The sequence below is a fragment of the Streptomyces sp. CB02366 genome (genome assembly GCF_001905905.1).
In the GTDB taxonomy this organism is placed as follows: domain Bacteria; phylum Actinomycetota; class Actinomycetes; order Streptomycetales; family Streptomycetaceae; genus Streptomyces.
The window spans coordinates 20,469-40,697 of the sequence record NZ_LIVT01000016.1; the positions used below are offsets into that span (position 1 = coordinate 20,469).

16 protein-coding genes are annotated in these 20,229 nt (G+C 74.0%); 10 read left to right on the forward strand and 6 right to left on the reverse strand.

Annotation, left to right across the window (positions count from 1 at the left end):
- Positions 1-1,596, reverse strand: a 1,596-nt coding sequence (locus AMK24_RS28645) for a peptidoglycan D,D-transpeptidase FtsI family protein (RefSeq protein WP_242435276.1), incomplete at its 3' end; no start/stop codon positions are given.
- Positions 1,597-1,941: 345 nt separating this feature from the next.
- Between AMK24_RS28645 and AMK24_RS28650 the strand changes: the two genes are divergently transcribed.
- Positions 1,942-2,430 carry a hypothetical protein gene (locus tag AMK24_RS28650; RefSeq protein WP_079190670.1) on the forward strand — a complete coding sequence of 163 codons (489 nt, stop codon included), beginning with the start codon at positions 1,942-1,944 and terminating at the stop codon, positions 2,428-2,430.
- A 136-nt stretch (positions 2,431-2,566) separates the two neighbouring features.
- On the forward strand, positions 2,567-3,295 hold the full coding sequence (locus tag AMK24_RS28655) for a siderophore-interacting protein (RefSeq protein ID WP_073771805.1): 729 nt from the start codon (positions 2,567-2,569) through the stop codon (positions 3,293-3,295).
- Positions 3,296-3,326: 31 nt separating this feature from the next.
- Here the strand turns inward: AMK24_RS28655 and AMK24_RS28660 are convergent, their stop codons facing one another.
- Complete coding sequence (locus tag AMK24_RS28660) at positions 3,327-4,913, reverse strand: APC family permease (RefSeq protein WP_073771806.1); 1,587 nt, start codon at positions 4,911-4,913, stop codon at positions 3,327-3,329.
- Between the two features lie 415 nt (positions 4,914-5,328).
- On the opposite strand from AMK24_RS28660, the gene AMK24_RS28665 reads away from it, so the two are divergent.
- A complete protein-coding gene (locus AMK24_RS28665; RefSeq protein ID WP_073771807.1) occupies positions 5,329-5,760 on the forward strand; it encodes a VOC family protein in 432 nt (143 codons plus the stop codon).
- 84 nt (positions 5,761-5,844) lie between these two features.
- Here the strand turns inward: AMK24_RS28665 and AMK24_RS28670 are convergent, their stop codons facing one another.
- Positions 5,845-6,783: an MOSC domain-containing protein gene (locus tag AMK24_RS28670; RefSeq protein ID WP_073771808.1), complete on the reverse strand. Its 939-nt coding sequence runs from the start codon at positions 6,781-6,783 to the stop codon at positions 5,845-5,847.
- A 128-nt stretch (positions 6,784-6,911) separates the two neighbouring features.
- Positions 6,912-7,742: a M23 family metallopeptidase gene (locus AMK24_RS28675; RefSeq protein WP_073771809.1), complete on the reverse strand. Its 831-nt coding sequence runs from the start codon at positions 7,740-7,742 to the stop codon at positions 6,912-6,914.
- Between the two features lie 362 nt (positions 7,743-8,104).
- On the opposite strand from AMK24_RS28675, the gene AMK24_RS28680 reads away from it, so the two are divergent.
- The gene (locus AMK24_RS28680) at positions 8,105-9,535 is read left to right on the forward strand and encodes a cytochrome P450 (protein WP_079190671.1); all 1,431 of its coding nucleotides are present in this window, start codon (positions 8,105-8,107) and stop codon (positions 9,533-9,535) included.
- A 91-nt stretch (positions 9,536-9,626) separates the two neighbouring features.
- Here the strand turns inward: AMK24_RS28680 and AMK24_RS28685 are convergent, their stop codons facing one another.
- Complete coding sequence (locus AMK24_RS28685) at positions 9,627-11,549, reverse strand: AMP-dependent synthetase/ligase (RefSeq protein ID WP_073771810.1); 1,923 nt, start codon at positions 11,547-11,549, stop codon at positions 9,627-9,629.
- A gap of 318 nt (positions 11,550-11,867) precedes the next feature.
- Entirely contained in the window at positions 11,868-13,154 is a 1,287-nt protein-coding gene (locus tag AMK24_RS28690) for an acetyl-CoA C-acetyltransferase (protein WP_073771811.1), read from the reverse strand.
- Positions 13,155-13,263: 109 nt separating this feature from the next.
- Here AMK24_RS28690 and AMK24_RS28695 point away from each other — a divergent pair, with 109 nt between their 5' ends.
- The 6 genes from AMK24_RS28695 (at position 13,264) to AMK24_RS28720 (ending at position 20,206) form a co-directional block, all read left to right on the forward strand.
- Positions 13,264-14,586, forward strand: a complete 1,323-nt coding sequence (locus AMK24_RS28695) for a 3-oxoacyl-ACP reductase (RefSeq protein ID WP_073771812.1) — start codon at positions 13,264-13,266, stop codon at positions 14,584-14,586.
- 5 nt (positions 14,587-14,591) lie between these two features.
- Positions 14,592-15,476 carry a MaoC/PaaZ C-terminal domain-containing protein gene (locus AMK24_RS28700; protein WP_073771813.1) on the forward strand — a complete coding sequence of 295 codons (885 nt, stop codon included), beginning with the start codon at positions 14,592-14,594 and terminating at the stop codon, positions 15,474-15,476.
- Between the two features lie 174 nt (positions 15,477-15,650).
- Entirely contained in the window at positions 15,651-16,847 is a 1,197-nt protein-coding gene (locus AMK24_RS28705) for a PP2C family protein-serine/threonine phosphatase (RefSeq protein WP_073771814.1), read from the forward strand.
- Between the two features lie 265 nt (positions 16,848-17,112).
- On the forward strand, positions 17,113-18,696 hold the full coding sequence (locus AMK24_RS28710; protein WP_384579727.1) for a PP2C family protein-serine/threonine phosphatase: 1,584 nt from the start codon (positions 17,113-17,115) through the stop codon (positions 18,694-18,696).
- Positions 18,693-19,787 (forward strand): cobalamin B12-binding domain-containing protein, encoded by a 1,095-nt coding sequence (locus AMK24_RS28715; RefSeq protein WP_073771815.1) that lies wholly within the window; start codon positions 18,693-18,695, stop codon positions 19,785-19,787. Before AMK24_RS28710 ends, AMK24_RS28715 begins: the two co-directional genes overlap by 4 nt.
- Positions 19,784-20,206, forward strand: a complete 423-nt coding sequence (locus tag AMK24_RS28720) for an STAS domain-containing protein (RefSeq protein WP_073771816.1) — start codon at positions 19,784-19,786, stop codon at positions 20,204-20,206. The genes AMK24_RS28715 and AMK24_RS28720 overlap by 4 nt, the downstream gene beginning before the upstream one ends.
- Positions 20,207-20,229 lie beyond the last annotated feature (23 nt).

A 20,229-nucleotide genomic window follows, 5' to 3' on the forward strand; every position in this document is an offset into this window, starting at 1 on the left:
GCCGTCGACACCGATGTCCGCCGCGGCCTCACGCCTGTGCGGGAGAGCTGGATCACCGCCCGCGGCGACACCGAGGAGTACGCGGGCCGGCCCGTCCGCCCCGAGGACGACGGGCTCAAGCACACCTCGCCGCGGGGCGGGCTTCGCGATCGGGGCGCCGAGGCGGCCACCCGAGATGTCGGAGCGGGAGATGTCCATGTCGGTCGGGTCGATGAACACCGCGACGGCGACGGAGCGGCCGTCGTCCTTCTTGCCGTAGCTGACGAACCAGCCGTACGGGACCTCGTCGCGGACGTTCACACCGCGCTGGGCGGTGCCGGTCTTGCCGCCGACCGTCACACCGTCGATCAGGGCGCGCTGGGCGCTGCCCTCCTTCGCGGTGTACTCCATCATCTCCTGGACCTTCTTCGCGGTCTCCGGCGAGACGGCCTGGCTCATCTCCATCGGCTCGTTCTTCTCCAGGGTGGAGAGGTCCGGACCGCGCAGCTCGTCGACGATGTAGGGCTGCATCAGCTTGCCGTCGTTGGCGAGGGCCGCGGTGACCATCGCCATCTGCATCGGGGTGCTGGTCAGGCTGCCCTGGCCCATGCCGGTCAGGGCCGTGCCCGGCTTGTCGAGCTTCGGCGGGTAGAGGCTCTTGGTGGCGAGCATGTCGCCGAACTCGTCCGCGTACACGTCCTCGTTGAAGCCGAACTTCTCCGCCGTCTCCCGCATCCGGTCCTCGCCCAGTTCGGACGCGGCGTCCAGGAAGACGTTGTTGCAGGAGTACTGCATGGCGGTCTTCATCGACGCCTTGTTGCACACCGCGTCGCCCGCCTCGCTCCCGATCTTGTTCGTGGAGAGCGGCAGGGGGTACGGCGAGACCGCGTCCGTCCGGGCGTCCACATCGGTGACCACGCCGTGCTCCAGGGCCGCGGCGGCCGTGAGGATCTTGAAGGTGGAGCCGGGCGGGTAGGTCTCGCGCAGCGGGCGGTTGGCCAGCGGCTTGCTCTTCTTCTTCTCCAGCGCCGTGAAGCGGTCGCTCTCCTCGAACGAGATGCCGGCGAAGACCTCGGGGTCGTACGAGGGCGTGGAGACCAGCGACAGCACCTTGCCGGTGCGCGGGTCCAGGGCGACCACCGCGCCCCGGGCCCCCAGGTCCGTCAGCCCCTTGTAGGCGGCCTTCTGCGCCTTGGCGTCGATCGTGGTGATCACGTCGCCGCCGCGCCGGGGCTGCCCGGTCAGGACGTCCTTGGCGTGCCGGAAGGCGAACCGGTCGTCCTGGCCGCTCAGGACGCTGTCGTAGGTCCGCTCCAGCAGCGAGGTGCCCCGGGACTGGGAGGCGTAGCCGGTGACGGGCGCGTACATCGGGCCGTCCTTGTAGGTCCGGCGGAACGCGTAGTCACGGCTGTCGGTCTCCTTCGACCCGGTGACCGCCTTGCCGCCGACGATGATGTCGCCGCGCGGGGTGGAGAACCGCTCGAACCGCACCCGGGCGTTGTGCTCGTTCTGGGCCAGCTCCTGGCGGTCGACGTGCTGCAGCCAGTTCGCCCGCAGCAGCAGGGCCAGCACCAGCAGCCCGCAGAAGATGGCTATGTGCCGCAACGGCCTGTTCATTCCACTCCCCACCCGGGCGGGCCCCGGTCCGCGCGACGTGCCGCCCGCCGACCGGGCCCGCGTATGCGTTCCCGGTGAGTAAGGATGCCTTGTGCGCGTCTCCGGTTGCACGGGCGGCCCCCACGCGCGGGTGCGTACGGCCCTCCTCCCGGGCCGTACGCGGCTTCGGCGGGGACTCGGTGGGCCCCGGCTTCCGGGGGCGGCCTGCCGTCCGCGTACCGCGCGGGGCGGGCGAACGGCTTCGGGCCCGCGCCACCGCCGGTCGGGGTGGGGGCCGGTACGGAGGGCGGGGAAGCGGGAAGGGTCGGAGCATGCGCGGCGGCGGCCGGGCGGAGAGGAGCGGGCATGGGGTCGGCGCCGGGGCTGGGACCGGGGTTGGGGCTGGGGTACTTCCTGCTGCCGGCGGGCGGGGCGCTGAGCCTGGCCGGGGTGGTCACCGGCGACGGCACGCTGATCAGCCTGAGCTGGGTCATGTGGGTGCTCGGCATCCTGCTGCTGCTGTGGAACCGTTCGCGCCGCCCCGCCGACCCGCGCGAGCTGGCGGCGGCTGCCGCCGCCGGGAACGCGCGGGCGGTCCGCGGGCTGCGTACGCTCGCCCTGGCCGCGCGCGCCGAGGGCCGTCCCGAGGCGGCCGAGCGGATGCTGCGGCAGGCGGTGGGGGCGGGGGACGTCGAGTCGATGTGGGAGCTGGGCCGCCTGGTCGAGAGGCGCGCGGGCCTGGCGGAGGCGGAGCCGTGGTTCCGGATGGCGGCGGAGCGCGGGCACCCCGTGGCCAAGCGGCTGTTCCGGCCGGGCGGCGCCCTGCACCCGGACGGGGCGGGGCCGACGGCGTAGGAGCGGGGGCCCGGTGTTCTTCGCCCCTGTTCTCAGCGGTTTCCCGCCACTCCCCCACCCGCAGAATTCAGGTTAGCCTCACCTAAAATCATCCTCCGGGCGGTGCGCCGGGGCGGGGCGAGGCAGGAGACACACCATGGGGCATGGCTGGGAGGGCGTCGTCCTCAAGCTGTTCCGGGGGCGCGACTTCACCTTCACGGTGACCGGCGCGGAACAGGTCACCGACCGCTTCCGCCGGGTGCACCTGACCGACGGCGGGCTGCTCGCCGCGACCGGCGGGGCGCATCCGACGATGTGGGTGCGCCTGTGGTTCGAGAAGAACGGCAAACCGCACCAGCGCGCCTACACCCTGGTCGATCCGGACCCGGAGGCCGGCGCCTTCAGTCTGGAATTCGCCCTGCACGACGGGCCGGCGTGCGCGTGGGCACGGGAGGCGAAGGCGGGCGACACGATCGAGGCGACGCTCCAGGGCACCGGTTTCACGCTGCCCGATCCGGCGCCCGCGCGGCTCTTCGTGATCGGTGACGCGGCGGCGCTGCCCGCGATCAACTCCCTGCTGGACGCGGTCCCGCGGACCCCCGCGACCATCTGGTTCGAGACCGCGCACGAGGACGACCGGGAACTGCCGTTCCGCCTCGACCCGGCGCACCACACCCTGCACCACGTGGAGCGCCGTGGGGCGGGGGCGCACCTCGTGGCCGAGGTGAAAGCGGCGCTGCCGGGGCTGCTGGGCGAGGACCCTTCGGACGCGTACGTCTGGGTCGCCTGCGACACGTCGACCACCCGGGCCCTGGCGGCGTACCTCCGCAAGGAGGCGGGCCTGCCCAAGGACCGGGTGAACGCGCTGGGCTACTGGCGGCCGTAGAGAGCGGGGCGCAGCCGTACGCCCCGGGGTCTCAGTCCTCGACCACGAGGGCCGGGGTCTCCTTCGTGAGCACCTCGCCCCGGAAGAACGCCGGGCTGCGGCGCTCCATGGCGACCATCAGCACCACGCCGAGGAGCAGCAGCCCCACGCCGATGACGAACACCGAGCCGACGCCGAAGACCGAGGAACCGGAGCCGTACGCCGGATCCCACATGTCGTAGAGGGTCTTGGCGAAGACGGCGGCGAGGAGGATGCCGCCGAGCAGCGGGAAGAGGCCCTTGAAGACCAGGTCCCGGGCGGATCGGGTCAGTTCGGCGCGGAAGTACCAGGCGCAGGCGAAGGCGGTCAGCGCGTAGTAGAAGCAGATCATGAGGCCGAGCGCGTAGATGGTGTCGACCAGGACGTGCTCGCTGACCAGGGTCATCACGGTGTAGAAGACGCCGGTGCCGATGCCCGCCGTGATCGTCGCCCGGCCGGGGGTCTTGAAGCGGGGGTGGACCTTGGCGTACGAGGCCGGCATCGCCTCGTACGCGGACATCGCGAGCACCGTGCGGGCGACCGGGATGAACGTGGTCTGGAGGCTGGCGGCGGCCGAGGCGAGGACCGCGAGGAAGAGCAGGATGCCCAGGCCGGGGCCCATCACGGGGCCGGCGAGGGCGGCGAAGACGTTGTCGGAGGTGTCCGGGTTGGCGAGGCCGAGGCCGGAGGCGCCGGAGCCCACGGCCATCTGCGCGGCGATGCCGGTGGCGAGGTAGGAGCCGACTAGGACGACCATCGCGATGAGCGCCGCGCGGCCGGGGGTCTTCTCGCTGCCGGTGGTCTCCTCGTTGGCGGTCAGACAGGCGTCCCAGCCCCAGAACATGAAGATGGAGAGGGACAGGCCCGCCGTGAAGGCCGCGAAGGACTGGACGGCGAAGGGGTTCAGCCAGGACCAGGAGAAGTCGAGCGAGGACGCGAAGTCCGGGCCGCCGCTGCCGGCCTTGCCCAGGGCCATCGTCACGAACAGGGCGAGGACCACCAGCTGGAGCCCGACAAGGGCGTACTGGATGCCCTTGGTGGCGGTCATGCCCCGGTAGCTGATGGCGGTGGCGACGGCGATGAGGGCCAGGCACGTGAGGATGTGGACGGGCTTGCTGTCGTCCAGCGCGGCGACCGCGCCGCTGCCGGTGATCTCGCCCGCCAGCAGCCAGAAGTACGACGTGGCGACGCCGGCCAGGTTGGACAGCACGATGATCGTGGCGATGACCAGGCCCCAGCCGCACATCCAGCCGACGCGCGGGCCGAACGCCTTCACCGTCCAGGTGAAGGAGGTGCCGCAGTCCGGCATCGCCTTGTTCAGCTCGCGGTAGGCGAAGGCCACGAGCAGCATGGGCAGGAACCCGGCCAGGAAGACGGCGGGCATCTGCACGCCGACCTCTCCGGCGGTGGAGCCGAGGGTGGAGGTCAGGCAGTAGACGGGGGCGACGGTGGAGACGCCGATGACGGCGCTCCCCATGAGGCCGACGGAGTTCCCGCCGAGTCCTTTGCCGCGTACGCCGCCACTGCCGCCGTCACCGTCGGCCGGGGCGCTTACCCGTACCGTGTCTCCGGCCCGTGGCCGCGCGTCCAGCTGAGTCATGGAGAGGACGCTATGCGCTGCGATATCCACATCCGGAGGATGAGACTCCCCCGTCTCACCCTTGGATGCACCGCCCAACTTCGGCTGAACGCTTCATGAATTAAAGGTCATACTCGCGTCACACCTTGCTTTACATGCCGCCGAGCCGGACGCGACCGCGTGCGGTAACCGTAGTGCCGTCCGTTTTGTCACGGTTCAAAATTTTCCCGCAGCGGACCGGGCCGACGCTCCGGCTACCGCCCCCTACCCGTACGGGCCGCGCGCCCGCCCCCGCCCGGGCCGGGCCGCACAGCGGGGGTGCGTCCGTGGCGGGCACCGATGAGTTCCGCGGTCGGCGACGGTCACCAAGGAGGAGGCAGGACGCCTCGACCGGCCTGGAGACCGGTACGTGCGACCAGCGGAGCGAGGAACCACCATGAACGACCCCACCGGGAACAGCACCGGCCACACCGGCGCCGGAGCCGTCACGGACACCACCGACATCACTGACGTCACAGGGCTCGGGGTCGTCCTGGGCAGCACGGACTCCGACGCCCTGATCGCCTGGTACCGCGCCGCGCTGGAGCCCCTGGGCGCGCGCTGGGCGGAACACCTGCTGCTGGTCGGCCCCGGAGCGGTCATCGGCTTCGACCAGCGGAACGACGTGGCGGACCGGGCGGCCGAACCGGGACGGCATCTGATCAACCTCACCGTGCGGGACATCCGGGCGGCCGAGAAGCACCTGAACTCCCTCGGGGTGACGTGGGTGCGCCCCGTCGAGGAGGCCGGGGGCGGCTGGTTCTTCTCGACGCTCGTGGACCCGGTGGGCAACTACCTCCAGATCCTCCAGGGCCCGGACACGCCCTGACAGCACGGCTCCGGGCAGAGCGCGACAGCCGAGCGGTCCGCCGGCATGCACGCGACCGTCCCCCTGCCCAGCCGGGTCCTGCCGTCACGCCTCCGCGTCGCCCCACTCCGCCACGGCCACCTCGTCGCCCACCGCCAGCTCGCCCGGGCGCGTCACGGAGAACTTCGCGCCGAACACCACTCCGCCGAACGGCGCCCGCCGGTAGTCCGCGAGCGTTCGCAGCGGCTCCGGGCCGCCCCGGGCCCCGGCCCCCTGGTCGACCAGGGTGACCGCGCAGCGCACGGCGAGCTTGGCGTAGCCCAGCTCCGCCGAGCCGATGGCCGTCCGGCGGATACGGTCCTCGGCGTGGGGTTCCACCGCCCAGTCCGCCGCCAGGTCGTCCGCCCGGCTCCCCTCGGGGCGGCTGTCGACGACGACGTTCGGACGGAAGCGGTCCATGGCCACGGGGGCGGCGCCGCGCTCCGCCAGCCGCGTGCGCAGGTGGGCGAGGGAGGCGCGGGAGAGCAGGTGGACGGCGCCGCTGTCGGCGTAGCCGGACGTGCCGGGGATCAGGCCGTCGGTCTTCCGGTCGTGCTCCGGCGGCACGCGGACCAGGCGGCTCGGGACGCCCAGGAAGTCCGAGAGCCAGGCGGCGGCCTCGTCGCCCTGGTCGATGCCCTGGTACGTCACCCCGAACAGGTCCACGTCGCGCCGGGGCGCGGAGGTGGTGACCTCCACGTGCACCTCCCCGTGCCCCGCCCCGCCGCCGCTCCCCGGACCGGCAGCGGAAGTGAAAGTGGAAGCGGCCGACACGGGCGCGGCGGAGGGGGAAGCGAGCACGAGCCGGCTGCCGTCCGCGCTGATGGCGGGGCGGACGAGGGCGAGGCGGGGGTCGCGGCGCTGGGTCCGGTAGACCCCGTCGGCGTCGACGACCATGAAGGTGCGGTCGTGCGCGAGGCCGGCCGGGGTCAGCAGCGTGCTGCTCACGGACGTTCCCGCGCACCCCTTGACGGGGTAGGTGATCAGATCGACGACCGTGGCCATGCGGCCTCTCCTTCGTGACGCCCCGCCCGCGCAACCGCTGCCGCCGGGCCCGTACAGCAAGGGTGCCAGGCGGCCCGGCCGGTGATCGACGGGGCGCCGGGCCGGGAGAGGCCGCCGCCCGGCCCGCGTCAGCAGTCCGGGATCACCGCCCCGTTGTTGTCGCGGGCCTCGTCGTTGCCCCAGCGGGAGAGGTAGTACGCCGGGACGTAGGCGTTGCGGCCGTTCTTGCCCGCGTACACGACGTCCAGGTCGGTGCGCAGCCACCAGTGGTTGAACTGGGTCGCCGTGCCGACCCGCGCGCCCCACACCTTGCAGTACACGTAGTTCGTGCCGGCCTTGAGGACGCCCTGCGCGTCGACCGTGTCGGCGGCGGCGTAGCCGGTGGCGTCGGCGAAGGTGTCGACCCAGTACTTCCCGACGCCGCCCCCGCAACCGTTGTCGCTGGTCAGGTACTTGCTGTAGTAGGAGCCCGGATACGGGGCGAGCGAGCGGCCGTTGATCGCGATGGGCTGGCCGACGCCGTTGTAGAGCTGCTCGTAGTGGATGTGCGCGCCGGAGCTGTTCCCGGTCGATCCCGTCGTGCCGATCTGCTGCCCCTGGGCGACCTGGGCCCCGTGGGCGACGGAGAACGCGGCGAGGTGGAAGTAGTACGTCTTCCAGCCGCCGCCGTGCTCGATCGCGATGTAGTTGCCCGCGCCGCTCGGCTGGGAGTAGCGGTACGCCGTTCCGGCGGCCGAGGCGAGCACCGGTGAGCCCGCGGTGCCCCCGCCGTCGGTGCGGACGAAGTCGAGAGCCTGCCTGACCTCGGCGGAGTGGTGGCTGTAGGTCCACTGCTGGCCGCAGGCGTACGGCGCTTTGAAGTTCGGCGCGGCCGCCGCGGGGCTCGCGGCGGCGGTGACGGTGAGCAGCCCTCCGAGGAGGGCGAGAAGGGCCAGGAGACAGGTACGGGGTGAGCGCATGGGAATCCTTCGGGGTCGACGGCCGGACCATGGCGGGAGAGGTGCTGGTGACGAAGTGCCCGGGGATCTACGCGGGTTGAGCGGTCACCAGGATGCCGCAGCTCCGGCACGCGCGACAGACCGCGGACGCCCCCCGGCGGGCGGCTCCCCCCGGGCCGGGTCGGACCGGAGAAGATCCCGATCCGGCCGCGGGGCCCGCCCGTTCGGGGTGCGTCGCGAGCGGCGTCCGGGGCGGGCGGGCGGCGTGTCCTTTGCCCCCGCCCCTCGTTCGCATACGCGGCCCCGGTGCCGGCGCCCACGCCGGCCGTGCCCGAACCACCGGGGGCAGCCCTGCACCAGGTGAGCCGAGGAGGCTGGAGAACATGTCCGACGCGAAGGTTCCCGGGACGCCCCCGGCCCCCGCACCGCCCGCGCTTCCCGTCCCGGCCCCGGAGAAGGAGCCGGGGGTCGCGTACTCCCGCTCCCTGCGCTTCTGGCTGGACCCGGCGAACCTCGCGGTGAAGCTCCGGCAGGCGGGGCCCGTCCTCAGGACGAAGACCGGCCCGGCGGTCGCCTTCCAGATGAACGACCCCTCGCTCATCCGGAAGGTCGGCAGCACGGAGGAGGTCTTCCAGTTCTGGGGCACCGACCCGTGCCTCAAGGAGGTCGCCGGGCGGGGGCTCACCGGGACCGAGGGCCGGTCCCACCGTGAGCGGCGCGCGGTGATGCGGCCGGCGCTGGCGGCGCCCCGGCTGGCGGAGCTGGGAACGTCCGTGTGGTCCCGGACCCGGCGGCTGCTCGCCGCGATCCCCTCCGACCGCCCCGTCGACATGCGCTTCGAGATGGGCCGGTTCGCGGCCGGGCTCCTCGTGGAGTCCGTGCTGAACAGCACGCTGTCCCCAAAGACCCTGGCCGCGCTGGCCCGGTCCCGTTCCGCGTTGTCGGCCGGGATGATCTGGAAGTACACGCTGTCGCCGTGGCCGTGGCTGCCCGCGCCCCGGCAGCGCGCCTTCCGCCGTGCGGCCTCGACGCTCGACCGGGCCGTCCGCGAGGTGTACGACAACCACCGCCCGGCCCCGGACGGCGGCGACCTCGTCTCCCTCCTCAAGCGTGCCGCCGGTGACGATCGGGACGGGGTCCTGCACGATCTGTACGCGCTCCTGCTCGCGGGCATCGAGACCACCACCGGGACCCTCGCCTGGTCCTGCTACGAGCTGGGCCGCCACCCCGACCACCAGGAAGCGCTCCGCGCCGAGGCCGACGCCGTCCTCGGCACGGACGGTCCAGCCGGCGCCGTCCGGCCCGGACTGATGCCCCGTACCACCGGTTTCATCACGGAGGTCACCCGCGTCCACGGCATTCCGTTCCTGGTCCGCCGCACCCGTCACACCACCTGCCTGGGCGGGCAGACCCTGCCCGCCCGCGCGGTGGTGACCCTGCCGCTGGGGGCGCTGCGCCGCGATCCGGCCCGCTACGCGCGGCCGGACGAGTTCGACCCCCTGCGCTGGTCGCCCGACGCGCAACCGCCCCTCTCCCCCGCCTCGGTGTTCACCTACGGGCTGGGGCCGCGCTACTGCCCCGGCGCGGCGGCGGCCGACATCCTGGTGCCCGTCGCCCTGGCGGCCCTCGTCCACGCACGGACCCTCCGCATGGCCCGGCCCGGCAGGAAGGTCCGCGTCAGTCTGGAGCTCACCCCCACCCCCAAGGGCCTGTCCATGGTCGCCGCGCCCCGCGCACCGCACCCCGCCGGGGCCGGGGCGGCGCGATCCCGCCCCGGCCCCGACGAGCACACCGCCCCCGTCCCGCACCCGTGAGCGAACCCGGTCCGGGGGCGGCCCCAGAGCGATCCGGGGCGATCCGCGGGCGGCCCGCCGGGGCCCTTCCGGCGGGCCGCCCCGAGGCCGCTCACTTCCGGTACAACTCCTCGATCTCCGTCGCGAAGTCCCGGGCTATCGCCTCCCGCTTCAGTTTCAGCGACGGGGTCAGATGGCCCTTCTCCTCCGTGAAGTCCACGGGCAGGACCGTGAACTTGCGGATCGACTCCGCGCGGGAGACCAGGCGGTTCGCCTCGTCCACCGCCTTCTGGAGCGAGGTGCGCAGCTCCTCGTCGTGGATCAGCTCCCGCATCGGGACGTCCTGCTTCTTGGTCATCCGGCGCCAGTGCTGGATGCCGTCCGGCTCCAGGGTGATCAGGGCGGTGATGAACGAGCGGTTGTCGCCGACCACCATGCACTGGCTGACCAGGGGGTGGGCGCGCAGCCAGTCCTCCAGCGGGGCCGGGGTGACGTTCTTGCCGCCCGATGTGATGATGATGTCCTTCTTGCGGCCGGTGATGGTCAGGTAGCCGTCCTCGTCCAGCGCGCCCAGGTCGCCCGTGGGGAACCAGTCGTCCGCCAGCAGTGCCGGGGCCGCCTGCGCCCGGGCGCCGTCCCAGTAGCCCCGGAACACCTGGCCGCCCTTGAGCAGCACCTCGCCGTCCTCCGCGATGCGCACCGAGGTTCCGGGCAGCGGCCAGCCCACCGTTCCCAGGCGGGGTCTGAGGGGCGGGGTCACCGTGTGGGCGGCCGTCGTCTCGGTGAGGCCGTACCCCTCGAAGACGCCGATGCCCGCCCCCTCGTAGAACGCGGCGAGCCGGCGGCCCAGCGGGGAGCCGCCGCAGATCACGTACCGGACCTTCCCGCCCAGCGCCGCCCGGATGCGGCGGTAGACCAGCGGGTCGTAGAGGGCGCGGGCGGCGCGCAGGCCGAGGCCGGGCCCGGGGCCCGTACCGTGCTCGGCGGCCTCGACCGCCTTGCCGTACCGCTGGGCGATGCGGGCCGCCCGGTCGAACGAGGAGGCCCGGCCCATCTTCTCGGCGGTCGCCCGGCCCGTGTTGTAGACCTTCTCCAGCACGTACGGGATGGCGAGGAGGAAGGTCGGGCGGAAGCCCGCCAGGTCGGCCAGCAGGTCCTCCGTCCGGATGGAGGGGGCGTGGCCCAGGCGCACCCTCGCCCGCAGGCAGCCGATCGCCACCATGCGGCCGAAGACGTGCGAGAGGGGCAGGAAGAGGAGCGTGGAGGCCGGGTCCTTGGAGACCGACTTGAAGACGGGGTGGAGGAGTTCGATCGCGTTGTCGACCTCGGCGAAGAAGTTGCCGTGGGTCAGGACGCACCCCTTCGGGCGGCCGGTGGTGCCCGAGGTGTAGATCAGGGTGGCGGGGGTCTCCGGTTCCAGGGCGGCCCGGCGGGCGGCCACCGCCGCGTCCGGGATGTCCTTGCCGAGGGTCTTCAGGTGGCCGATCGCCCCCGTGGCGAACTGCCACAGGTGCGCCAGATCGCCGAGCTGCTTGCGCTCCTGGCTGATCAGGCGGCCCTGTTCCTTCGTCTCCACCGCGCACGCCACCGCACCGGAGTCCTGGAGGATCCACCGGGCCTGGAAGGCGGAGGAGGTGGGGTAGATGGGGACCGTCACCAGTCCGGCCGCCCACGCGGCGAAGTCCAGCAGCGTCCACTCGTACGTCGTCCGGGCCATGATCGCGATCCGGTCGCCCGCCCGGAGCCCTTCCGCCACCAGCCCCTTGGCCACCGCCCGCACCTCGGCGGCGAAATCGGCGGCGCTCACGTCCTGCCAGGCGCCCTCGGCGTCCTTGCGGCTGAGGACCGGGGCCGCAGGGTCCACCCGGGCGTTGTCGAACGGGATCTCGGCGAGCGAACCGCGCCGCACGGGCGGGGCGAACGCCGGTACGGAGACCTCCTGGACCCGGCCGTCGGGGCCGCGCCTCTTCGTCGGTTCGACCAGGACGGGCCCGGGGGGCGTGGTGGTGGCGGGGGCGGAAGGTGGCGTGGACACGTGCGGCTCCTCGGTTCGGGGGGTCGGGCGGGTCGGTTCGCCGGGTCGTCCGTCCGGCAGGTACTGCGGGCGGGGCGGGCAGAGCGGGGGCGGCGGGCAGAACGGGCGGGGCGGGGGCCGGGGAGCCGGGCGGGGTGGGGGCCGGGGAGCCGGGGGCGGAGGGGCCGCTCCGGGTCCGCGAGGGGGCGGGCCCCTACAGCCGCCGCGCCCCCTCCGCCCGCTCCCGGGCCGAAAGGGGCGGAGCCCCCGCGGCCATCGGGGCCGGCACGGGCCCCTCCGGGGCCGAGGGGCCTAAGCTCCCCACGGCCGCCCCGGTTCCTACGGCCGCTCCAGGATCGCCGTCACCCCCTGCCCGCCGGCCGCGCAGATCGAGATCAGTCCGCGGCCCGGCCCCTCCCGTTCCGCCAGGAGTTTCGCCAGCGTCGCCACGATCCGGGCGCCGGTCGCGGCGAAGGGGTGGCCGGTGGCGAGGGAGGAGCCGGCCACGTTCAGGCGGGCGCGGTCCACCGGGGCCAGGCCCTGCTTCTCCCAGGCGGCGAGGGTGGCCAGCACCTGGGAGGCGAACGCCTCGTGGATCTCGACCAGGTCGAAGTCCTCGATGCCGAGGCCGGCCCGCTCCAGCAGGCGCGGCACCGCGTACGCGGGGGCCATGAGGAGGCCGTCGTCGCCGTCCACGTAGTCCACCGCGCCCGTCTCGTGCAGGGAGAGGTACGCCAGCGGTTCGAGGCCGCGTTCCCCGGCCCACTCCTCGCTCGCCAGCAGGACCGTCGCCGCGCCGTCCGTCAGCGGCGTCGAATTGCCCGCCGTCATCGTCGGGTCGGGGCCGGAGGTCCCGAACACCGGCTTCAGGGCGGCGAGTTTCCCGGCCGTCGATCCCGGACGCAGGTTCTGGTCGCGGTCCAGGCCCCGGTAGGGGACCACCAGGTCGTCCAGGAAGCCCCGTTCGTACGCGGCGGCCAGCCGCTGGTGGCTCGTGGCGGCCAGCAGGTCCTGGTCCTCGCGGGTCACCGCCCAGCGGCGGGCGGTGAGGGCGGCGTGCTCGCCCATCGACAGGCCGGTGCGGGGTTCGGCGTTGCGGGGTATGTCCGGGACGAGGTGGCGGGGGCGTACGGCGGACAGGGCCTTGAGCCGGGCGCCGGGCGTCTTGGCGCGGCGGGCGGCGAGCAGGATGCGGCGCAGTGCGTCGTTGACGCCGAGCGGGGCGTCGCTCGTGGTGTCGGAGCCGCCCGCGACCGCCGAGTCGACGGAGCCGAGCGCGATGGCGTTCGCGGCGGCGACGACCGCCTGGAGGCCGGTGCCGCAGGCCTGTTGGATGTCGTACGCGGGGGTGCGGGGGTCGAGGGCGGAGCCGAGGACGGTCTCGCGCGCCAGGTTGAAATCGCGGCTGTGTTTGAGGACCGCGCCCGCGACGAAAGCCCCGACGCGCTGCCCGGCCAGGCCGTAGCGTGCCACCAGGCCGTCGAGCGCGGCCGTCAGGAGGTCCTGGTTGGAGGCGGTCGCGTACGGGCCGTCGGAGCGGGCGAACGGGATGCGGCTGCCGCCGACCACCGCGACGCGGCGCGGCTGCGGCACGGGGAGCGGAACGAACGGGCGCGAACGCGTCATCGTGACCCTCTCGTCTCGGTCGGTCCGGAATCGTTCATCTCGACCAGCTCCTGACTCTTGAGTAACCTTACTCAAGAGTAAATCTACGACCGAGCAGGGAGTCAGGACAATGGCCGATCGCTATCTGCACCTCACCGGCACAGCACCCGGCCGCTTCCTCACCCGTCGGCTCGGCCTGCCGCAGCCCGTCCCCCTGCGCCGCTGGAGCCGGGAGGCCCCGGGCCTGGACGGACCGCTGCTGCATCTGACCGCCGGGGAGTCGGCGATCGGGGGCGAGCTGGCGAAGGTGCTGGCGGCCACCGGCCTCCCCGTGGAACTGCGGGCCGCGCGACCCGCCGGGATCGTGCTGGACGCCACCGGGGTCGCCTCCGCCCGGGGCCTCGCCCAGGTGCACGCGGCCCTGCACCCGGTCGTACGGTCGCTCGCTCCCGGTGGCCGGATCGTCGTCATCGGCGCCCCGCCGTCCTCCGAGGACCACCATCAGGCCGCCGCCCAGCAGGCGTTGGAGGGTTTCGTCCGGTCGTTGGGGAAGGAGGCCGGGCGCGGGTCCACCGCCCAGCTGCTGCGGCTTCCGGCCGGGGCCGCGCCGACGGTCGCCGAGTCCACCCTCCGCTTCCTGCTCTCGCCGCGCTCCGCCTACGTCAGCGGCCAGGTGATCGAGCTGACCGCCGCCGCGCCGGAGCCGGTGGCCGACCCCGACGCCCCGCTCGCCGGGCGCACCGCCCTGGTCACCGGCGCGGCGCGGGGCATCGGCGCCTCCGTCGCCTCGGTGCTGGCCCGCGACGGGGCACGGGTCGTCGTGCTGGACGTCCCCGGGGCCCAGAACGACCTGGTGCGCACCGCCGACCGGCTCGGGGCCACCGCGCTGCCGCTGGACATCACCGCGCCCGACGCCGCCGCCCGCATCGCCGCCGCCGCTCCGGACGGACTCGACGTCCTCGTCCACAACGCGGGCATCACCCGCGACCGCCGCCTCGCCAACATGCCGGCCGAACGGTGGGCGCAGGTCGTGGAGGTCAACCTCGACAGCGTGCTCCGCACCACCGACGAACTGCTGGCGTCGGGCACGGTGAACCGGGGCGGCAGGATCGTCGCCACCGCCTCCATCGCGGGCATCGCGGGCAACGACGGCCAGACCAACTACGCGGCCAGCAAGGCCGGGATCATCGGCCTGGTCCGCTCCCTCGGCCCCCGCGCCGCCGCCGAACACGGCGTCACGGTCAACGCGGTGGCGCCCGGGTTCATCGAGACGAAGATGACCGCCGCCGTGCCGTTCCTCATCCGCGAGGCGGGCCGGCGGATGAACTCCCTCTCCCAGGGCGGGCTTCCGGTGGACGTCGCCGAGACCGTCGCCTGGTTCGCGCAGCCCGGCTCCGCCGCCGTCAACGGCCAGGTGCTGCGCGTCTGCGGCCAGAGCCTGCTGGGAGCGTGAGACCGATGACCTCGCTCAGCGCCTCGCTCCTACGCGGAGCCCTCTCCTCACCGCTCAAGCGCGCCGGGCGGCCGGACGCCGCACTGCCCCCGGCCCGCCGCACCCGCCCCGCCGCGCCCGTGGCGCCGGGGCCCCTCGCCGCGTACGCCGGGATCTGCGGATTCCCGGAGACCGGGGCGCTCCCGCTCACCTATCCGCACGTGCTGGCCTTCCCCGACACCCTGCGGCTGATGACCGGCCGGGCCTTCCCACTGCCGGTGCTCGGGCTCGTCCACACCTGGATCGAGATCACCCCGCACCGGCCCGTGCGCCCGGAAGAACCGCTCGAACTCGCGGTGTACGCGGAGGAGTTGAACCCGCACCGGCGGGGCACCGAGGTCACCATGGCGACCGAGGCACGGGTGGCCGGGGAGCTGGTGTGGGCGTCCCGCAGCGGCTATCTCTCCCGCCACGCGACCCGCCGTCCGGCGGAGGACCGGATGGAGGACCCGGCGGAGGACCCGGCGGCGGGCCGCCCGGGGAGCCCGCCCCCCGCCGCCGCACGGCCCCCCGCCCCCGAGGAGCTGCCCGCCCGCGCCGAGTGGACGCTGCCCGGCGATCTCGGGCGGCGGTACGGGGCCGTGTCCGGGGACCGCAACCCGATCCACCTCCACCCGCTGACCGCCAGGCCCTTCGGCTTCCCCCGCGCCATCGCGCACGGCATGTGGACGGCCGCCCGCTGCCTGGCCGAGACCGCCGACCCGGCCGCCGTCCGTACCGTACGGGTGGAGTTCAGGGCCCCCGTCCTGCTGCCGGCCACCGTGGTGTACGCGGCCGACGCCTCCGGCCGCGCCTTCGCGCTGCGCGGACCCGGGGGACGCGTCCACCTCGTGGGGTCGGTGGTGCGGTAGGTCCGGGGCGCCGTCTCCAGGGCGGGTACGGGACCGTCCGGTCCCGCGCGCCGACCGCGTCCGGGGCCGGTCCCCGCGCATGTGACACTCCCGTGGGGGGCTTCCCCGCCCCCTCCGCCGGCCGTCGCCGACACCGGCCGGCGGACACAGCGCGAGAAGGCAGGTCCGGTACCCGTGGACAGACCCAGCGCGGTCGAGCGCGCCCTGCGCGAGGCCGCGCCCCACGAGATCTTCGACGTCGTCCGGTCCCTGATCGAGCGCCGGCACGGTGCGCTGACGGTGGACCTTCTGCTCGTCGACTACGCGATGACCGAGCTGCAGCCCGTCGACGTCCTTCCGTACACCCGCGCACCGGTCCCGGTGCACGACAGCGCTCCGGGCCGCGCGTTCGGAGCGCAGGAGCCGTACTGCGTGCACGACCGCCCGGCGTCCACGGTGACGGCGCACCTCCCGGTCAGCGTCCGGGGGGACCGGCTGGGCATCCTCAGCGTCACCCTGCCGGCGGCCGACGACGGCGGACCGGCGGCGGACGTGCTGGCGGACCTCCAGGACTGCGCCGACGCCCTGGCGCACGAGGTGGTCGTCGCGGAGCGCGACACCGACCTCTTCCTCCAGGCGCGGCGGGCGGAACGGCTGACTCTGGCCGCCGAGATGCAGTGGCAGCTCCTGCCCGGCCGCTCCTGCGCACGGGCGGAGTACAGCCTCGGCGCGCAGCTGGAGCCCGCCTACGCCATCTTCGGCGACAGCTTCGACTGGTCGGCCTCGGCCGACGACCTGTACGTGACCGTCAGCAACGGCATGGGCGAGGGCATCGACGCCGCCCTGCTGACGAACCTCTGCGTCAACGCGCTGCGCAACGCCCGCCGCGCCGGTCTGAGCCTGAGCGACCAGGCGTACCTGGCCGACCAGGCGGTGTACGGGCAGTACCGCGGGGAGCGGCACCTGTCGACCCTGCTCTTCCGCTTCCACCTCCCGACCGGGGAGGCGGAGGTCGTCGACGCCGGCTCGCCCCGGGTGTGGCGGGTGCGCCAGGGGGTGGTGGAGCCCATCGAGTTCGAGGCGCAGATGCCGCTGGGGATGTTCGAGGACACCGACTACGTCGCCCAGCGCTTCCAGGTCCTGCCCGGTGACCGCCTGCTGTTCATCAGCGACGGCGTCTACGACGCGCTGTCCCCGGCGGGCGAGAAGTACAGCCTCCGGGCCCTGGCCGCGTCGATCAACAGCACGCGCCTGCTGCCCGCCCCGCAGGTGCCCCGGGTGATGCTCCAGGAGCTGCTGGGCCACCGGGGCTCCGGTCCGGCGGCGGACGACTCCCTCGTGATGTGCCTGGACTGGCACGGCCGCCCGGCCGCCGGGCCGCCGGGGGCGTGAGGGCGGAGCGGAGCGGTGGACCGCGTGTCCCGGGGTATGTGGTCATGAGGTGAAGACTCTGCGACCTTCCGCCCCGGGCGCCCCGCTCCGCCCGGGGCCCGGGTTGTCACGGAGGGACGGCGTGAGGGAAGGTTGCCTCAAGGCAATCGTCTAGTTGATGAGGTGAGGGGTCCGCCCAGCGGGCCCTCGATATTTGGCTTCCACCCAAGCGCGAACCCTTGCGGACACGCATCCGGACTTCCCCTGGGGCCAGGCCCCCTACCCGGTGCTGATCGCCGACGCTCAGGGCCTCGTGGTGCGGTGCAACGAAGCGGCGGGGCAGGTGCTGCCCGCCGCCGCCCCCGGTGCGCCGCTCGCGGAAGTGGTCCCGGACTGGCTCAGCGAAGCACACGCCGAGCTGTACTCCCCAGGCCGCCCCACCGCACCGGAACCCGGCCGGGCGCCCGCCGGTGACATCGGCGGGCGGTACTTCGAGGCGCACCCCACGGTGCGGGACGACGGTTCGGCGGCGTGGTGGCTGGTGGACGCCACCGACCACCGGCTCGTCCGGGAGGCCCTGCGCATGGAGCAGGAGCGCAGCGCGTTCCTCGCCAAGGCGTCCAGCTCCCTGCTGTCCTCCCTCAACCTGGAGCGCTGCATGGACGTGGCGGCACGGATGGCCGCCGAGAAACTGGCCGACGCGGCGCTCGTGATCGCACCGGCGCGCGGACAGCGGCTGCCCGTGGTGACCTGCCTGCGCGGCGGCGACCCCGAGACGGCCACCGTGACGGTGGCCCCCGACTCCGTGCCGGGGCTGGGAGAGGCGCTGCGCGGGTTCCCGCCGGTGCCCTCGCGGTGGATCGACCCGAGCACGGCCCCCGCCTGGATGGTGCCCGAGGGCATGGGGCCGGCCGGCTCGATCGTGATCACCCCGCTGCCCGGGCACGGCGTCCCCGCCGGGGCCCTCATCCTGCTGCGCAAGGCCGACACCGCCGCCTTCACCGAGGAGGAGGAGATCTTCGCCCGGTTGTTCGCCGCCCGCGCGGGCGCGGGGATGTCGGCCGCCCGGCTGTACGCGGAGCAGAGCTCGATCAGCGACCTGCTGATGCGGGAACTCCTGCCCCCGGCCCTGCACCGGGTCTCCGGGGTGGACTTCGCCGGCGGCTACCGGCCCTCGGCCGACCACGAGCGCATCGGGGGCGACTTCTACGACGTGCACCCCGCGTCCGACGAGGGAGAAGCCTCCCTGGTCCTGCTGGGGGACGTGTGCGGCAAGGGCCTGGAGGCCGCCGTGCTGACGGGCCGGATCCGCAACACGCTGCACGCGCTGCTGCCCCTGGCCGACGACCACCAGCGGATGCTCGACCTGCTGAACACCTCGATGCTCAGCTCCCACCACACCCGCTTCGCGACCATGGTCCTGGCCTCCGCCCTGCGCCGGGGCAACACCGTGGACCTCAAGCTCACCAGCGGCGGCCACCCCAAACCGCTGATCGTCCGCGCGGACGGCACGGTGGAGGAGGCCGCCACCCACGGCACCCTGATCGGCGCCATCCCCACCATCGCCTGCACCACCGTCACCGCCACCCTGGCGCCCGGCGAGTCCTGCGTCCTGTACACCGACGGCATCACCGAGGCCAGGGGCGGCCCGATGGGCGACGAGCTGTTCGGCGACGAACGGCTCAAGCGCGCGCTCGCCGCCTGCGCGGGCATGCCCGCCGAGGGGGTCGTGGAGCACGTGCAGATGCTGGCCGGCCAGTGGCTGGGCGACCGCCCGCACGACGACATGGCCGTCGTCGTGATCTCCGCGCCCCGCACCCACCACCTGAGCGCGGTGAACGGGCACACCCGGGGCAGGTTCACCGCATGAGCACGAGCACCCCGCCCCGCCCGTCCGACGCCGAACACACCGGGCGGTCGGTGGAGCTGCTGTGGGACGCGGTCTCGGTCGGCGACGAGTACGCGGCCGGCGAGCTGGTCCTGCGCCTGCTCGACGAGGGGACCGACCCGGAGGCCGTCCTGCTGGACGTGATCGCCCGGGTGCAGAAGCGGGTCGGCGAGGAATGGGCGGCCAACCGGATCAGCGTCGCCCAGGAGCACGCGGCGACCGCCATCAACGAACGGGTCGTCGCCGCGCTGGGCACGCACCCCGCCGCCCGCACCTCCGTCACCCGGGGCAGGGTCACGGTGGCCTGCGTGGACGGCGAATGGCACGGCCTGCCCGCACGCCTGCTGGCGGAGGTTTTGAAACTGCGCGGCTGGCGGGTCGACTACCTGGGCGCCCAGATCCCCACCCCGCACCTGATCGTCCACCTGCACAACACCCGGGCCGACGCGGTGGCGCTCTCCAGCTCGATCCCCACCCGGCTGCCCACCGCCCACGCGGCGATCACCGCGTGCCAGGCGATCGGCGTCCCCGTCCTCGTCGGCGGGGCCGCCTTCGGACCCGGGGGCCGGTACGCACGGCGGCTGGGCGCCGACGCCTGGGCCCCCGACGCCCGCGCCGCCGCCGACCTCCTCGCCCGGCGGCCGCCGCCCCGCCCGGAACCGGACCACCAGCAGTTCGACGACCTCCCGCACCTGGCCGACCAGGAGTACACCCTGGTCTCCCGCAGCAGCGCCGCCCTCGTACGCCAGGTCTTCACCGCGCTGGAGGACGCCTTCCCCGCGATGCGCTCCTACGACGTCGCCCAGCGCGAGCGCACCGCCGAGGACCTCGCGCACATCGTCGACTTCCTGGCCACCGCCCTCTACCTCGACGACGAGGAACTCTTCACCCGGTTCATCACCTGGACCGCGCACATCCTGGTGGCCCGGGGCGTCCCCGCGTCGAGCCTGCCGCCCGCCCTGGACCTGCTGGCCCGCGAGCTCAAGGACTTCCCCCGGGCCGTCCGCGTCCTCGGGGCCGGAAACCGGGCCCTCACCACCGACCACCCCACCGCCTCCGGGAACACCGCATGACCACGCACCCCCAGCACAACCTCCGGCTGACCACGGTCGACGAGCAGGACAGCATCCGCATAGAGCTCCACGGAGACCTCGACTACGACAACGCCGACCTCCTCGTGCGGGAGGCCGCCGCCCGGCTCGCCGCACGGCCGGGCCTGACCGATCTGCATCTGCGATGCGCGGATGTCGAGGCGGTCGACTCCATGGGCCTGTGCGCCCTGCTGATGATCGCGCGCCGCACCGCCGAGGCGGGGGTGCGGCTGCACCTGGACGAGCGGCCCGCGCGGCTGGAACGGCTTCTGGCCCTCACCGGTACGCTGGGCCACCTCACGGCCGCGCCACCGCCCCGGCCCCCGGCGCCCCCGGCGCCCTCCTCGGGGACCGAGGGCGCCGGAGCGCCCCGCCCCACCGGACCGGCCAGCACCACCTGAGCCACTGCCCGGCGCTCCACCGG

What these genes read in the sequence shown, in the direction of transcription:
- AMK24_RS28650 (WP_079190670.1), top strand. Translation starts at nt 1,942, where the DNA reads ATGGGGTCGGCGCCGGGGCTGGGACCGGGGTTGGGGCTGGGGTACTTC.
- AMK24_RS28655 (WP_073771805.1), top strand. Translation starts at nt 2,567, where the DNA reads ATGGGGCATGGCTGGGAGGGCGTCGTCCTCAAGCTGTTCCGGGGGCGC.
- AMK24_RS28660 (WP_073771806.1), bottom strand. Translation starts at nt 4,913, where the DNA reads ATGACTCAGCTGGACGCGCGGCCACGGGCCGGAGACACGGTACGGGTA.
- AMK24_RS28665 (WP_073771807.1), top strand. Translation starts at nt 5,329, where the DNA reads ATGAACGACCCCACCGGGAACAGCACCGGCCACACCGGCGCCGGAGCC.
- AMK24_RS28670 (WP_073771808.1), bottom strand. Translation starts at nt 6,783, where the DNA reads ATGGCCACGGTCGTCGATCTGATCACCTACCCCGTCAAGGGGTGCGCG.
- AMK24_RS28675 (WP_073771809.1), bottom strand. Translation starts at nt 7,742, where the DNA reads ATGCGCTCACCCCGTACCTGTCTCCTGGCCCTTCTCGCCCTCCTCGGA.
- AMK24_RS28680 (WP_079190671.1), top strand. Translation starts at nt 8,105, where the DNA reads ATGTCCGACGCGAAGGTTCCCGGGACGCCCCCGGCCCCCGCACCGCCC.
- AMK24_RS28690 (WP_073771811.1), bottom strand. Translation starts at nt 13,154, where the DNA reads ATGACGCGTTCGCGCCCGTTCGTTCCGCTCCCCGTGCCGCAGCCGCGC.
- AMK24_RS28695 (WP_073771812.1), top strand. Translation starts at nt 13,264, where the DNA reads ATGGCCGATCGCTATCTGCACCTCACCGGCACAGCACCCGGCCGCTTC.
- AMK24_RS28700 (WP_073771813.1), top strand. Translation starts at nt 14,592, where the DNA reads ATGACCTCGCTCAGCGCCTCGCTCCTACGCGGAGCCCTCTCCTCACCG.
- AMK24_RS28715 (WP_073771815.1), top strand. Translation starts at nt 18,693, where the DNA reads ATGAGCACGAGCACCCCGCCCCGCCCGTCCGACGCCGAACACACCGGG.
- AMK24_RS28720 (WP_073771816.1), top strand. Translation starts at nt 19,784, where the DNA reads ATGACCACGCACCCCCAGCACAACCTCCGGCTGACCACGGTCGACGAG.